We start from the raw sequence: 13,705 nt of genomic DNA, 5'->3' as shown, positions 1-13,705 counted from the left end.
GGCTGGTTGGCGACAAGACGGGTGGCGGTGCCGGAACGGGCAAGAGATCAACTGGCGCGGTTGGCAGATTCATCGTTTCCGTAATCGACATCGCTGTAGGCACGGTCACCTGCCCTTCTGGGGTAAGTGCAGGCAGGCGCTCATTGGAACTCAGCGCCAGCCGGGGCATGATCAAGATCAGCGGGATACCGGGCCGGGGATCGGTATAAGTGGTGAACAGTCGGGCCAGGATCAGGATGTTCCTTGAAATGGCACCCTCTCCTCAAAAGAGCCTGCGATTCGTATTCGTCGATTTTTTGTTGTCTGAAACGCTGAATCAGCGATGCGTCTTGAAGAACAACCCGATCTGCCGCCCGATATCCGCGTTCACGTACTGAGGGGTTCAGATGCGGCCCCATCACCCCGATCACTTTGGTTTTCGCGCCCACCCTGCGCGCCAGCGTCGCCAGTAGGAGGCCGTTCTTGACGCCGCTGACGGCCTGATCCTGTGAACTGCTCACCACCAGCAGCGGCGTTTTCGTTCCCACGAACCCGCTGAAATCATTCACGGGATCATGCCCCCGGGTGGACGCTCCAGCGAAAGCTGCCGCGACACTCCGGCCCCGGCTCTTGGACGTCCGCACCGCGTTGTTCAGGTTGACGCGCCCCGCCACCAGGGCCACGGCATTGATGGGAAAGCCCAGCGTGCGCCGGTACGCCGTGAGCGTCGCGGGCAGGCCGCCCATCGAGATGCCCAGGGTGTAGACCCGTCCATCATGCCGGAAGTGGGGGAGGGCCGCGCGGTAGGCCCGCCGAAGGGTGTTGAGTGCCGTCGGACTGCCCCAGGTTTCACGCCCACCATCGCTGCTCAGCAGTAACACAGAGCCCTGAACGTCGATGGCGTCCAACACGTGCTGGACTGGTTTCACGTGACCATGCGCTTGACCGTACTCGGCCAGATGGCCAGGGGCCTCCCCAGAGATATTGAGGCATTGAACTACGTTCCTGAACGATTGGAGCGAGCTAAGTACCATCTCTGGCACGGTCATGTGGGTCAGGGCTTCGAGGAACTCAGTGACCTGGAAATGGAGCTGTCCAGCGCGCTGGACAGCCCACAGGTGGATCCCGCCTGCCTTCGGAAGATGAAAAAGTACGTGGTGGAGACGATGGGCTACATCGGTAACAACCATGCCTACATGGTGAACTATAGCGAGTGGTACCGGGCGGGCGAGCGTATTTCAACAGGCTTTGTCGAATCGGCGGTCAATCAGGTCATCAGCAAGCGGTTCGTCAAGAAGCAGTCGATGGGTTGGACGCCGCGCGGTGCCCACCTGCTGCTTCAGATCAGGACCCAGGTCCTCAACAACGAACTCGAAGACCTGTTCCGCCAGTGGTATCCGGCCTTCAGGAAAGCAGCTTAGCCCCTGGAATTTGGTGACCTCCTATTCGGGACGCTGGTATTACTTACCCACACACGGTTGCTGGGTGTTGTCCCCCGGCCCACCTGGGCAGTCTATGGGCCGCAACACTTCCTGAACACTTGGAGCCTATGCTCGCGGCCAGGAGGTCGACATGAACCGTATACGACTGATTCTCATACTGGTGGCCCTCTCTGGCAGTGCGTTCGCCCATCCGGCCAGCCAAGCCATCCGTGTTCCCGGAGGCTCCTACTCACAGGTGACGCCCCAGACACTCAACGCTCAGTTGAAAAGCAAGGACTTCCTCCTGATCAATGTCCATATTCCCTACGAGGGGGAGCTTCAGAACACTGATCTCTTCTTGCCCTTCGATCAGATGAACGCCACCCCGGTCCTGCCACGCGCGAAGAACGCCGAAATCGTGGTGTACTGCCGCTCGGGCAGCATGAGTGCGCTGGCCGTGCGCGCCCTGGTCCGCCGGGGCTACACCAATGTTCGCGAGCTGCGCGGCGGCATGAATGCCTGGACAGCGGCGGGCTTTGAGCTGAAGTCCTTGCCGGAAGCGTCCTTCGTTCGGCCAGATGGCTTCCCGGCCATCAGCTTTTCTGGGAAAGGGCCGTGACGGGCGCGGTAAATATTGACCTGATCCTGGCCGTCTGGTTCGGCCTGACCGCACTGGCCGTCGCCTACGTCGCCATGCCCATCATTAAGCGGGTGTGGTCACCACAGGGCCAACGCTAGGTGGCACGGGTCAACCATCGGTTCGACTGGTTGTATGTCTACGGCTTTGTCCATCCCCACAGCGGAAAAACCATGTGGTACCTGCTTCCTGCGGTGAACACACCCGCGATGCAGACGGTGCTGGACAGCTTTGCAGTGGCAACTGGGGCAGAACCGGACAAGCATGTGGTGCTTGTCCTGGACAACGCGGGCTGGCATACCAGCCGTGAGTTGGTAGTGCCCGATGGCATCACCCTGCTGTTTCTGCCTCCCTATTCTCCAGAATTGCAGCCCGCAGAACGGTTGTGGGATGGGGTGGATGCCCCACTCTCCAACCGAACCTTTGGAGACCTGGACGAGCTTCAGGGCGTCGTGGACGCGCAGTGCGTTCGACTGATGGCCCAGGAAATGCGGATTCGTGGATTGACCCACTTCCACTGGTGACCCAATTGTTAGTTATTTTTTCGCAATCCGTATTACCCGATCCACTAGACCTGTAATGGACAGTCTAGAACGCGTGACCCAGTTGCTGGGCTGGCACGCTGGTTAAGTTCCCGGTAGCCCACAGAGCATACGAGACGACTGGGTCTAGCCGACGCCCAGATCGGCGACGGCCCGCGCGATCAGGAAAGCAGCCCCAGCCGCCAGGCCACCTACCAGCGTCGTCTGCAGGGCGCTCCCCATCACGTTGACCCCCGTGAAGCGGGCTTTGACCGCGCCGAACACGGCCAGTGCCAGCAGGGTGACGATCACCGAGATCCTTAACGCCTCACCGATAGGCAGTCCGAAAGCGTAAGGGATCAACGGAATTAACCCTCCCACCACGTACGAGCCGCCGATGGTCAGGGCACTTTTTGGGGCGCGTGAGGGATCAGGCCTGACGGCCTGACACAAAGTATGAGAAAGCGTCCCTGGTAGGGGACACTTTCCGTCTGTGACAACCGAAAATGCTACCGGGGACGCGCCCCGACTGTATCAAGCCGTTTTCGCCCACATCCAGCAGGGGTTGTGGAACGACATCCGCAACGCACATCCACTGGCCTGGATGGTGACGGGCTTTCTGCTTTCCCAGCGCAGTTCCATCCCCGCTTGGCTCCCCCACATCCACTCCCGTGCCACGTTCGCCCAAAGCAGCGAACGCCGCGTTCGTCGGTGGCTGGAGAATCCAGCCATCGACTGTGGCAGCATTTACGGCCCACTCATGACCCGTGCCCTGCGCGATTGGGGCGGTCAGACCCTGATCCTGGCGCTGGACACCAGCGTCCTGTTCGAGAAATTCTGCCTGATCCGTGTCTTGGTCCTCTTCAGAGGTCGAGCGGTCCCGCTCGTCTCACGCGTCCTCGAACATTCCAGCGCGCAGGTCAGCACTGATCACCTGCTGCCCATCTTGGCCGAGGTCAAAGGGCTGCTGGATTTCGTGGGCATCCATCAGGTCCGCCTGCTGGCGGACCGCGGCTTCTGCGACACAGACCTGATGGGCAGGCCTTCAGTTCTGCGGATGGCACTCCCGCATCCGCATCAAGTCAAGCCTGATTCTGGCGGCCCCCGACGGCCAGCGGCTGTGCAAGGTGCGTGACGTGCAGCTCTTGCCCAGAGAAACGCGCTGCTTCCACAACATCACCCTCACCCAAAAGCATTTCGGTCCTGTTCATATCGCTCTGGGCCGTCCGTCGGACGGCCCAGAGCAGTGGCAGGTGGTCAGCGACGAACCGACGAGCGTGGAGACCTTTGCTGAGTACGGCGAGCGCTTCCAGATTGAGGAAGGCTTCCTGGACGAGAAAAGTGGGTTGTTTGGGTTGGAAGATTCCGAAGTGCGAGATGCGCCCAGTCTCGAACGGTTGCTGACCGTGCTGGCCGTGGCGACATTGCTGCTTGTCTCTGAAGGCATCGAGGTAGGGCAGCGTGGGGACCGGGCGTGTCGTCGATCCCCACTGGCGGCGCGCACTGAGGGACCTCAAAATCGGTCTGCGGGCAGTGCATCACGCGCTGAGTCGTGGTCAGGCGATGTTCGCGCGACTGACACTCCAGGGTGGGCTAGACCCTGAGCCCCCAAGTCAACGGAAGCGCCCTCAAGCCCCTCCTCAGACCACACTGGAGGTCGGCTGGCAGCTCGTTTTCTGTTCACTCTCTCAGCTCGACTTTGGCCATCGAGACGTGTCAGGCGGCGTAGCAGAGTGCGTCTGCAAGGCGCTCAATAAATTCCAGTGGGACTTTAATCATTTCGCGTCCTGGCGCAGACATGCGAAAAGTCGGCACCTTCCATCATGCTCGCCGAACCTCGGCGAACGCATCGACAAAGGTCGGCAAGGTCTTGTCATACCAGGCGGCACGACGAACCCAAACATCATGGCCATGCCAGCGCTCGTGAGCCATGAGAGTCACAAGCGAGAACAGCCCCAGCAACGCTGGGGTTGTTCTCGCAATGGCTAGGTCGGTCCACTGCCGTTGTGTTTCCACACCCAGGTGAGCTCGAACTTCTTCAAAGGTGACTTCGAGTTGCCAGCGCTGTACGAAGGACTCCAAGATCTGAACTGGACTCAGCAGAAGGTCTGTACAGAGCAGTGCCTGAGTGGAGAACTGGCCCTGTGGGTCGCGGATCAAGACCCACCGGAGTGGAAGAGGCGGTTTGCCAGGGTGATACCAGATTGCCGTCTGAGAAACGAGGTCCACCTCCCGCAGGGTTTCACCGTACCAACGGGTCAACCGGACACGCTGCCAGCACGTGTCTGCAGCGTTCGCGACAGCGGCCAGCGCCGGGAGGCGCTGGCCCTTCATTTTGGGCCGCCCCTTCTGGCCGGCCTGTCGTTCAGGGGCCGGCTCGTACAGAGCGGCATCCAGGCGGAGTCTGGTGATGACGGTGATCGGACGGCCCTGCTGGAGGTCGGCGAGCCACCTGATGACCGCGTATGCGCTGTCCGCTACCACGATCAACTGCCGTCCAGGACACCAACGCTGCACCACACGCAGCATCTGCCGGGCCCAGTCGGTCAGGGTCTTATGCCGGTGACCGCGCTCTTCGTGGTAGCGCTGTGACGGCACGAGTGCCGTCAGGAACGGCAGCGCCCAGATACGATTGGCCCAGGGAATGGGGGTCAGCAGCATCAAGCTCAGCCAGCGGAGACCGCCGGCTTTCACGAAGTGCCCCTGGCTGGACCGCACCGGGTCGCGGTAGATGCCTCGAGCGCTGATCTTTTTGCCGGTTCGTCGTTCGATAGTGTCGTCCAGGCCGAGGATCAGCGGCCCAGAGGGAACGAAAGCGGCCAGGAGCAGGCTGAGCAGCACCCGACTGGCCTGAAGACTGGACCAGCGCGCCCGACTCAACAGGCGGTGAAACGTACCGAACCTGGGATCGTCTGCCAATCCGAGGACCCGGAGAGCGGCGGTCACCGTCCGCTTCCCAGGCGACAAAATTGCCCCAATCACCAAGCGTTGAACCTGCGGCCAGACCGCGTGGAAAAGAGCGGGGCGAACTCGTCCAAGATCCGAGTGAACCACTTCGGAAGGAGTGCCATGCTCAAGTCTGACAGGGGAGCAGCATGCTGCTCCCCTGTCAATGGCCAAAGTCCAGCTCAGTAGCTGACAACTTCAGTTTGCGGCTGTCCCAGTACGGGAAAAGGGCGTATCAAGACGCGGAGAATCTCGCCGATTCTTTCGGGAACCCACCGCAGCACGTGGCGTAGTTCTTCCGAGCCGTAGCGCACGAGGCTCATGGCCTTCCGGCCATGGGCCAGCACCCGGATCGGTTTCGCCTCATGCCGCCAGACCCCCACCCGCAGGCAGGCCAACCAGGCCAGGGTCACCAAACCGAACAGTCGCTCCAACCATGTGGGGTCCGTGACTCCGGTCCGCTCCAAATCGAAGCCCCGCGACTTTTGCAAGCCAAAAGTGGACTCGATGGTCCAGCGAAGCTTGTACAGTTGCCACGTTTCCCATACGTGAAAGTCCGTCGCGATGATCACCAGGTCACCCGTGGGTGACCTGGTGGCCACCACCCGCATGGGTTCCCCAAAGACCTCAGTCCGCTCCGCGATCATCCGGAACTGACCGGGTTGTAGATCCTGGAACCACTCGTCCGCTGATAATTCGTCCAGCACCGTGTCCTTCCGAATCCGAATGGCCCGGCGAATCCTTTTTCGGCGCAGGAAACGAAACCACTCAGCTCCGATGAACTCCCGGTCCGCCACCAGGCCCTTCCAGCGTCGCGCTGGAAGGGCCTCCAGCAGTCGTAAGACCAGCCACATGCGTGCCCGGGTGTCGCTGTTGCCTGTGTGATCCAGGGCCACCCACACGAGCGGAATGGTAAAGCCGTGGACCACCGCACCCAGAACCAACAGGTTGAGCGGCGAATCCCCGTGTTCCCAGGTCGTGCGGTCCACGCTCATCAGGATCTTACCCGGAGGAAGGTGGACCAAGAGCAGGGCCAGGAAGACCTGAGCCGTGAGCTGCTCATCGTGGACGGCGCGTTCCACGCGCCGCTTCTTGGCTTCAGGAGAACTGGTGCCGGGCAAATGAGGAGCCAGATCGAGGTGGTTGACGCTCTGGGCCATGATCATCGCCAAAACAACGTCAACGGCACGCTGATGCGTGTCGATGCGCAGCGAAGGGACGCAGGCTTTGAAATGGGCGGTGAGTTCAGTAGCCTGTGAGGCGGCGGGGTTTGGTGGCTTCACACCTCAAAACACCGCCGTTTTCCGTTTCTGTCGAGGGACAGACCGGAAGGTGACCTTCCCGCCGTCTGGGACGACTAAAAAATGAAGTTGTCAGCTGCCGAGGTTCACTCTCATAAAATCTGTCAGGCCGCCAGGGATCAGGCTCCTCGAGCCTCAACTCGTTGTGCATCATGAACTGCACCCAACTGTCTGGATTGGAGATGATGTAGGACGGCACCATGACCAGCGCCAGGAATACGCACTCTTCCAGGGTCAGTCCATCATGTCGATGCAGGATCGCCAACGTCCAAGCCAGGAAGACCAACAGAATCCAGCGGTCCAACCCCACGGCAGTTCGCTTTGTGAACTGATGATTCCCCTCCTTGAAAAAAGATTTCTCGTTCCACCACACCTTGCCCTCAGCGATCACCTCGTCTCCTTATCCAGAAACGCCGGCGATTCAAAACTAGGCTCATCCTGCGTTCCGGGGAGCTGCGATCAGAAGCAGGGTTAACATCGGCTCCAACAGCGAAAACCCACGACAACGGATGTTGTGCATCGCTTGAAAGAAGGCCAGATAGAGTGGCAACCACCACTGCGAAATCCCTCTATGGGGCCGTAACCATGAGCGGAGCAAGCTCCACACGTCTTCTCTGGTGTTGACGTGAACTTCGTTCACGTCAACACCGTCGTCATCGCGCGCAAACTCGCCGCGACCGTGGTTCACGGTGACACGCATCAATCCCCAGCTCGGCAACCGGGCATAGATCGCGTACTCATCAGTATTGACCACGCTGCCTGGCTGAGTGGCGGTCAAGATGTGGGGCCGAATGGTGTGCTGCTGAACGTTGGCGCAGAGCTGGAGAACGAGTTGCCCACCTCGCTCAATCATGCCCAGGACTGGTGGCTCGTCGGACGCGGCAGTGCCGCGTCCTCGCTTGCCCTTCAAACATCGTCTGCGGCCAGGCCGAGATTTTTTTTCACCAGATCGCTTTGCCCCTTGTGCCCCGCCACCAGATACACCTCGTCGATCTCGACCGTACCGGCGAGGGGAGGCGTGATGGACGCCTCCACCACGCCTTGCCGGAGACTTCGGGTCATGTTCTGAGCATCATCTTCGTTCAGGCCGAGTTCATGCGCAATCTGACGGTGACTCAGATTGAGGCCCATCAGATAGAGGCAGCGGTCAAGCGTCGTCATCGGCGCTGCTCTGACCAAGAAGGCCACCCACTGCCGGAGGGGTTGGTGGTGGCCGGCAAAGACCGTGCCGGTCAGGTCATCGAACTTCCGCTGGCAATTCAGACAGCGATATCGCTGTCTGAACCGCTGGGTGTCTCCCGGCCTTGTTTGACGATATGCGGTGCGTGGCAGTGCGGGCATGTCACGCCACCGGGCCAACGGAGTTCCCGCACGACTTTGAAGCATTATTCATCGTCCAAGAGCTGAATCAAACTCAGCATGCCGGCAGTTTACCAGAGCGTTCTCAGCTCCCTGGAATCCAGGAAGAGCCCAAAACTATTGTCGGCCAGGACCTGGATGCGAAACCGCGAGCGGATGAAAGCGGGAATGGTGCGGAGCATCTCGCGCGCCAATATCGTCGGTGTGAGCGTACTCTTCCCCTCATACACTCGGTACGTTATCGGGAACTTCACGTCCCAGTACTAAGCGAAGAAAACCACCAGATGAATGCCGTGGACGTCGTTATGAACGCGCACGAAAGGCAGCGCGCTAGTCAGATCGACAATGAGCCGCAGGATGGGGCGATGTTTGCCTTTGGCCGCCAGACGCAGAAGGTCCCACTGGGCGTGTTCCGACAACGTCTAGCACGCCGAGGTATCCCAGTCATATTCGTTCAGGAGGCGGCTGAGCACACTCTTGCTGACCAGCTCAGCGCGGTGGAGCGCCGTTCTGGACGCGTTGTCTAGGAACATGAACAGCGCAGCCCCCAGGCTGCGCTGCTGTCATGACGTGTTGGGCACGGCCAGAACCTCGTCTGCCAGAATGTGGACGCGCTCCCCCAGAATCTGTGATTTTGACATTCCTAGATTCTCCCGGCTGAGAGCCCTTTGCAGCCAGTTATGCAGGTGCAACTCCTGAACACTGGTGAGAATTCGGATTGTGCCACCTGGCGTAACAACTTGCAGATCACTCCCTGTCTCATACCCGACTAATCCGATTGACTTTATAGAATTGCCTGCCTATGATCCATTCATGACCATTCGCTCGGGCTTTTTACTGCTCACCTTCGCGCTGTCGGCCAGCGCCCTCGCTGCGCCGAGGGACGCCGTCACCTTCGTGGGGGTACTGGAACAGATGCGCGGTCACTACGATGCCATGCTGCTCAATGTTCAAACGGGAAATCAAGAGCTGGCCCTCAAGCACGCCAGCCACCCAGCCAACGAGCTGTATGACGCTGTGAAAGCCGATCTGACGCCCGATTTGCGCGCCCGCTTTCTTAAGGATTTTCAAGGTATCAATGCCGCGCTCAAGGCGAACAAGCCCCAGGCCGTTCAGGCCGCACTAACAGGGTTCTCGGCGAACGTGGACCAGGCCATTGCCACAATTCCAGCCGTTACCCGCAACGATCCAAAATATGGCGCTCGGGTGATCTCCACCATTCTAGGCAACACCAAGACCGAGTACAGCGGCGGGGTCAGCGGGGGCAAGGTGAGCAATCTCACCGAATACCAGGACGCCCGCTTTTACCTGGCGCGGGCGACGGGCTGGCTGACCCGTTACCAGACGAAGTTCCCGGCGGATCAGGGCGGACAGACCGCCGCTGCCCTGCGTCAGGCCAAGGCGTTGCTGGCCGCCCAAGCCGATGCCAGGCTGTTTAATGCCCAGCTTGACCGGGCAAGAACGGAACTCTCCGAAATCAGCGGTGACCCGCTGGCTCCGAGCCGTGGACCGATGGCCGACTTTGCCAGCATTGAAACTTTGCTGACGACGGCCAGGCAGCACTACACTGGCGGCATGACCGATGCGGCCAATGAAGCCGTCATCAGCGCTTACCTTGACCATTACGAGCAGCTTGAAGCCCCGCTGGCCGTCAAGAATAAGACGCTGGAACTTAAGCTCGAAGAAACGCTCAAGAACGGGCTGCGTGAGCTGATCAGGCAGCGTGTCACGCCCGCCAGGTTCAGTGCCGCCATCGACGCCACGCTCAAAGAGTTGAAGACCGCCAGAGGCCTGCTCCAGTGACCCTGCGGCGAGTCGTCCTGGCGCTGCTCATGCTGCTGGGGCTGAGCGTCGCGCTGGCCGCTCCGACGATCAGCGTGCCCAATGAACTCCGCACCGCCCACGAACTCATTACCCAGTCGCTACGCGAGTACGCCCAGGGCAACCGGGAGCAGGCGTTCAGAACGGCCCGCAGCGCTTACCTTGATCACTTCGAGTACGCCGAGCCGCCGCTGCGGGTCCTGAATCCCGATCTGATTCTGGAGATGGAGTACCGCTTCTCTGATCTGAGAAATGGCATGCAGGCCGGACAACCGCTGGGGGAACTGCAAAAGATAGCCGGTGAGATCAACGGCAGTCTGCGCAAAGCCGAGAGCATTGTCAGCGGGACCGGCGTTCTCGGGCCGACGCTGGCCGCCACCGGGGGCTTTACCATCCTCTTCCGCGAAGGGCTGGAGGCCGCGCTCCTGATGGCTGCGATCTTCGCGTACCTGGACACCAGCCGCAACACCCGGCTGCGCCGCGCCGTCTGGTGGGGCGGCGGGGCCGCGCTGCTCGCCACCGCGCTGACCTGGGGCCTGGCCACCTATGTGCTGTCCATCGCCCCGGTGTCGCGCGAACTGATCAGTGCCGTCACCAGCGTCATCGCTGTCGTGATTCTCTTCTCGCTGTCGTTCTGGCTGATGCAGCAGAGTGACCGCAAGCGCAGCGTGGAATTCATGCGGGCGCGGGTCAGTCAGGCGGTGCAGGGCGGCAGCCTGCTGGCACTGGGAACCATCACGTTTACCACCATTTACCGCGAGGGCTTCGAGACGGTGCTGTTCTATCAGGCGCTGGCTGTGGCGAGCGGTCCGGTGTTGCCGTACATGTATCTGGGGGCGGCCCTGGCCACGCTGGCCCTAGTGGTCACCTTCGTGCTGCTGTTCCGCTTTGGCCGCCGCCTGCCCACCGCCAGACTCTTTCCCGTCCTGGTCACGGTGACCGCACTCTTCGCAGTAGCGTTCGTGGGCAACGGGGTCCGGGCCTTTCAGGAGGCAGGCTGGATCGGGGTCACCAATCTGTATGGTCGCCTCCCCACGCTCGATCCGAACGTCTCGGCCCTGACTGGCCTGCATCCCACGGCGGAAACGCTGGCCGCCCAGGGCGTGATGGTCCTGGTCTATGTCATCGGCATTTTGTGGTTCCGGCATTCACAACGCGCTGCACACGGGCCAGTGGCGGGCCAACTTGAACGCCGCTGAAGTGCCGCCGACGTCAGCTCCTCCAGGTATGCGGATCGGCATTGACGTGGGGGGGACTTTTACCAAAGGGGTGGCCCTCGGGGAGGATGGCACGCTTCGGGCGGTCTCGCACGTTCCCACCACCCACAGCGCAGAGCATGGCGTGGCGGCGGGCGTGCTCTCGGCGCTTGACCGTCTGCTCACCGCTCTGCCGGAAGACACGCCCGTGCTGTTGGTAGCGCATTCGACCACCCAGGCCACCAACGCCCTGCTGGAAGGTGACACCGCCTGGATCGGGGTGCTGGCCCTCGGCCCGGCCCGCGACGAGCGGCGCGTGCGGCGGGTCACCCAGCCCCCGGCGGGCCTGAAGGCCGAGTGGGCTTTTGTCAGCAGTGACGGACCAGACGTTGAAACCCGTCTGCGATCCCAGCTTGAACAGTGGCGCGGAGCAGGCATCCAGGCCGTCGCTATCAGCGAGGCGTTCGGGGTGGACGACCGCTCGCTGGAGCAGCGTGCAGGTGAGATTGCCCGTGGCCTCGGCCTGCCGGTCACGCTGGGCAGTGACCTGAGTGGCAGTTATGGCCTGGAGATGCGTACCCTGGGCGCGGCCATCAACGCCAGCATTTTGCCCACCATGCTGCGCACCGCCCAGCACGTCCGGCAGGTGGTCAGCACCCGGCTGCCAGGCGTGCCGCTGCTGATCATCCGCGGCGATGGTGGGGCCGCCAGTCTGCGCGCCTTTGAGGAAACGCCGCTGCATACCGTGGTGAGTGGCCCGGCGGCCTCACTGGGCGGGGCCATTTTGCAAGAAGGGCTGATGGACGGGGTGTTCTTCGAGGTGGGTGGGACCAGCACTAATATCGGGGCCATCAAGGACGGTCGCCCGGTGCTGAGTTACATGACCGTGCTGGGTGTCCCTACCGGACTGCGTGCCGTCGATATCCGCATCGCTGGGGTGGCTGGAGGCAGTCTGGTGCGCCTGGGCAAGCGGCAGATCGAAGAAGTCGGCCCGCGCAGCGCCCACATCGCGGGACTGCCCTATGCCAGCTTTGCGCGCCCTGAGCAGCTCAGAGACGCGCGGCTGATTGAAGTCACGCTGCCGGGTCAGGACACCGGGCATTACGCTCTGCTGGAAACGCCTTCGGGAGAGAGATTCGCCATCACACCTACCTGTGCGGCGAACGCCCTGGGCGCCATCGGCGAGACTGGACGGGCTTACGGCAATGAGGTCAGTGCCCGTATGGCGCTGGCGCTGCTCGCAGGGCGGCTGGGGGCCAGCGTGGAAGCGGCAGCCACTGCCGTTCTGGAAGCAAGTGCGGAGAAGCTGGTCACGCCTATCCGTGAACTGATCAAGGAACACGGCCTCCAGGGACTCCCGCTATACGGCGGGGGTGGGGCGGCGAGCGTACTTGGCCCGGTGATGGCCCGGCGGCTCGGCGTGCCGTTTCAAACCCTGCCCAATGCCGACGTGATCTCGTCCATCGGGGCGGCGCTGGCGGTCATCCGGGTGGAGCGGGAACGCAGCGTGACCCGCCAGGACCCAACGGTGGCCGACCTGCTTGAGCGCGAAGTCGGGGACGAGGCGGTGCGGCTGGGGGCTGACCCGGCGAGTCTGCGGATCGAGACCGAGTACCTGGCCGCAGAGGGGCGACTGCGGGCCGTCGCTGTGGGCGCACATCCCCTGAGCGCACAGACCCGCGTGCTGGGCGAGGACGATCTGCATGCCCAGGCACGGCTGGTGCTGGGTGACAGCGCCCATCTGGTTTTCGGCGGACGGTATCACAGCCTGTTCACGGCGAGCATTGAGCGCCGGGGCTTGTTCGGGCGGCACGTCAGGCACCCGGCGCTGGTGCTTGATCAATGCGGCGTACGCCTGCTGCGCTTTGATGATGCCGAGGTGTTGAGTGGAACTCCAGCGCAGGTGTTGTCTGATCTCGAGCGCCTGCTCGTCTCCCCGGTTGCGCCGCAGGTGGCGGCCCTGACGCCCGCCCGCCTGAGTGATTTCGCTCATCTGCATGACCCGGTCCTCCTCCGGCAACACTTGCATGACCGCCTGCGGCTCGAAGGCCATGTGGCGCTGATCGTACGTCAGGAGACTTGATGCTGTACCGCAAACAACGCGGCCCGGCCTCCTGGGGAGTGATCCTCGGGGCGGGCATTCTTGGCCTTTTGCTTGGTTTTCTGGGAGGCCGCGGCAGCGCCCCCCAGCCGACCATCCAGAGCCTGCTTCAACCGGCAGCTCAGCATGTGAGGCAGGCGGTGGGCGCACTCGATATTGTGGAACTGGAGTACGCCCGCGCCCTGAAGGGCAACCGCGCCAGCCAGCAGGCCAGCGTGCAGGCATTGGCACAGGCCCGTTCGGAGCTTGCCCAGGCGACGGCGCTCGAGCAGTTGTATCCTCAGTCTTTCACGCAGGCTGACCGCGCCCTGGACGCGGCGGCACGGGCCATCCAGACTCAGCAGCCCCAGGCCGTGGTGGTTCAGGCACTCGAAACCGTCAGAACAGTCACCCGGCAGTTCACAGTGAAGCCGTAATCTTGAA

17 protein-coding genes and 1 pseudogene are annotated in these 13,705 nt (G+C 61.9%); 10 read left to right on the top strand and 8 right to left on the bottom strand.

The window, feature by feature from the left end; genetic code table 11:
- Positions 1–140 precede the first annotated feature (140 nt).
- The gene (locus tag BOO71_RS08820) at positions 141–860 is read right to left on the bottom strand and encodes a hypothetical protein (protein WP_139322845.1); all 720 of its coding nucleotides are present in this window, start codon (positions 858–860) and stop codon (positions 141–143) included.
- Positions 861–908: 48 nt separating this feature from the next.
- On the opposite strand from BOO71_RS08820, the gene BOO71_RS08815 reads away from it, so the two are divergent.
- From BOO71_RS08815 to BOO71_RS08805, 4 genes are all read left to right on the top strand, one after another.
- Positions 909–1,400, top strand: coding sequence for a hypothetical protein (locus tag BOO71_RS08815; protein ID WP_139322844.1), 492 nt, complete (start codon positions 909–911; stop codon positions 1,398–1,400).
- 151 nt (positions 1,401–1,551) lie between these two features.
- A complete protein-coding gene (locus BOO71_RS08810) occupies positions 1,552–2,019 on the top strand; it encodes a rhodanese-like domain-containing protein (RefSeq protein ID WP_075831564.1) in 468 nt (155 codons plus the stop codon).
- Positions 2,016–2,138, top strand: a complete 123-nt coding sequence (locus tag BOO71_RS29055; RefSeq protein ID WP_303046722.1) for a hypothetical protein — start codon at positions 2,016–2,018, stop codon at positions 2,136–2,138. Before BOO71_RS08810 ends, BOO71_RS29055 begins: the two co-directional genes overlap by 4 nt.
- Positions 2,139–2,561, top strand: coding sequence for an IS630 family transposase (locus tag BOO71_RS08805; RefSeq protein ID WP_083653263.1), 423 nt, complete (start codon positions 2,139–2,141; stop codon positions 2,559–2,561).
- A 144-nt stretch (positions 2,562–2,705) separates the two neighbouring features.
- Here BOO71_RS08805 and BOO71_RS08800 read toward each other — a convergent pair whose 3' ends face one another.
- Entirely contained in the window at positions 2,706–3,011 is a 306-nt protein-coding gene (locus BOO71_RS08800; RefSeq protein ID WP_083653261.1) for a VIT1/CCC1 transporter family protein, read from the bottom strand.
- 40 nt (positions 3,012–3,051) lie between these two features.
- On the opposite strand from BOO71_RS08800, the gene BOO71_RS26885 reads away from it, so the two are divergent.
- Together BOO71_RS26885 and BOO71_RS26880 are read left to right on the top strand one after the other, a co-directional pair.
- On the top strand, positions 3,052–3,693 hold the full coding sequence (locus tag BOO71_RS26885) for a hypothetical protein (protein WP_075831563.1): 642 nt from the start codon (positions 3,052–3,054) through the stop codon (positions 3,691–3,693).
- 1 nt (position 3,694) lies between these two features.
- Positions 3,695–4,162: a hypothetical protein gene (locus tag BOO71_RS26880; RefSeq protein ID WP_139322843.1), complete on the top strand. Its 468-nt coding sequence runs from the start codon at positions 3,695–3,697 to the stop codon at positions 4,160–4,162.
- 217 nt (positions 4,163–4,379) lie between these two features.
- On the opposite strand, the gene BOO71_RS08785 is transcribed toward BOO71_RS26880, so the two are convergent.
- The 6 genes and pseudogenes from BOO71_RS08785 to BOO71_RS28705 all read right to left on the bottom strand — a co-directional run.
- Positions 4,380–5,612: an IS701 family transposase gene (locus BOO71_RS08785; RefSeq protein WP_439823022.1), complete on the bottom strand. Its 1,233-nt coding sequence runs from the start codon at positions 5,610–5,612 to the stop codon at positions 4,380–4,382.
- 74 nt (positions 5,613–5,686) lie between these two features.
- Positions 5,687–6,670 carry an IS4 family transposase gene (locus BOO71_RS08780; protein WP_075831562.1) on the bottom strand — a complete coding sequence of 328 codons (984 nt, stop codon included), beginning with the start codon at positions 6,668–6,670 and terminating at the stop codon, positions 5,687–5,689.
- Between the two features lie 79 nt (positions 6,671–6,749).
- Positions 6,750–7,196, bottom strand: a complete 447-nt coding sequence (locus tag BOO71_RS29295) for a hypothetical protein (RefSeq protein WP_075831561.1) — start codon at positions 7,194–7,196, stop codon at positions 6,750–6,752.
- Positions 7,197–7,238: 42 nt separating this feature from the next.
- Positions 7,239–7,715: a transposase gene (locus BOO71_RS28310; RefSeq protein WP_217694875.1), complete on the bottom strand. Its 477-nt coding sequence runs from the start codon at positions 7,713–7,715 to the stop codon at positions 7,239–7,241.
- On the bottom strand, positions 7,712–8,146 hold the full coding sequence (locus tag BOO71_RS28710) for a hypothetical protein (protein WP_254843093.1): 435 nt from the start codon (positions 8,144–8,146) through the stop codon (positions 7,712–7,714). Before BOO71_RS28710 ends, BOO71_RS28310 begins: the two co-directional genes overlap by 4 nt.
- Positions 8,147–8,241: 95 nt before the next feature.
- Positions 8,242–8,805, bottom strand: a pseudogene (locus tag BOO71_RS28705) (IS701 family transposase); the annotation flags it as partial.
- A gap of 172 nt (positions 8,806–8,977) precedes the next feature.
- Here BOO71_RS28705 and BOO71_RS08755 point away from each other — a divergent pair.
- From BOO71_RS08755 to BOO71_RS08740, 4 genes are read left to right on the top strand one after another with little or no spacing between them, the layout of a single operon-like run.
- Positions 8,978–9,967: a hypothetical protein gene (locus tag BOO71_RS08755; protein WP_075831558.1), complete on the top strand. Its 990-nt coding sequence runs from the start codon at positions 8,978–8,980 to the stop codon at positions 9,965–9,967.
- The gene (locus BOO71_RS08750) at positions 9,964–11,184 is read left to right on the top strand and encodes an FTR1 family iron permease (RefSeq protein ID WP_254843092.1); all 1,221 of its coding nucleotides are present in this window, start codon (positions 9,964–9,966) and stop codon (positions 11,182–11,184) included. Before BOO71_RS08755 ends, BOO71_RS08750 begins: the two co-directional genes overlap by 4 nt.
- Positions 11,171–13,264, top strand: a complete 2,094-nt coding sequence (locus BOO71_RS08745) for a hydantoinase/oxoprolinase family protein (RefSeq protein ID WP_075831557.1) — start codon at positions 11,171–11,173, stop codon at positions 13,262–13,264. Before BOO71_RS08750 ends, BOO71_RS08745 begins: the two co-directional genes overlap by 14 nt.
- Positions 13,264–13,698: a hypothetical protein gene (locus BOO71_RS08740; protein ID WP_075831556.1), complete on the top strand. Its 435-nt coding sequence runs from the start codon at positions 13,264–13,266 to the stop codon at positions 13,696–13,698. The genes BOO71_RS08745 and BOO71_RS08740 overlap by 1 nt, the downstream gene beginning before the upstream one ends.
- The last annotated feature ends 7 nt before the right edge of the window (positions 13,699–13,705 follow it).

The sequence above is a fragment of the Deinococcus marmoris genome (assembly GCF_001949125.1).
Lineage (GTDB): Bacteria > Deinococcota > Deinococci > Deinococcales > Deinococcaceae > Deinococcus > Deinococcus marmoris_A.
This window is presented reverse-complemented; position numbering and strand designations above follow the sequence as displayed.

Coding starts and splice junctions, on each gene's coding strand:
- BOO71_RS08810 (WP_075831564.1), top strand. CDS start 1,552: ATGAACCGTATACGACTGATTCTCATACTGGTGGCCCTCTCTGGCAGT.
- BOO71_RS08780 (WP_075831562.1), bottom strand. CDS start 6,670: ATGATCATGGCCCAGAGCGTCAACCACCTCGATCTGGCTCCTCATTTG.
- BOO71_RS28710 (WP_254843093.1), bottom strand. CDS start 8,146: ATGCCCGCACTGCCACGCACCGCATATCGTCAAACAAGGCCGGGAGAC.
- BOO71_RS08755 (WP_075831558.1), top strand. CDS start 8,978: ATGACCATTCGCTCGGGCTTTTTACTGCTCACCTTCGCGCTGTCGGCC.
- BOO71_RS08740 (WP_075831556.1), top strand. CDS start 13,264: ATGCTGTACCGCAAACAACGCGGCCCGGCCTCCTGGGGAGTGATCCTC.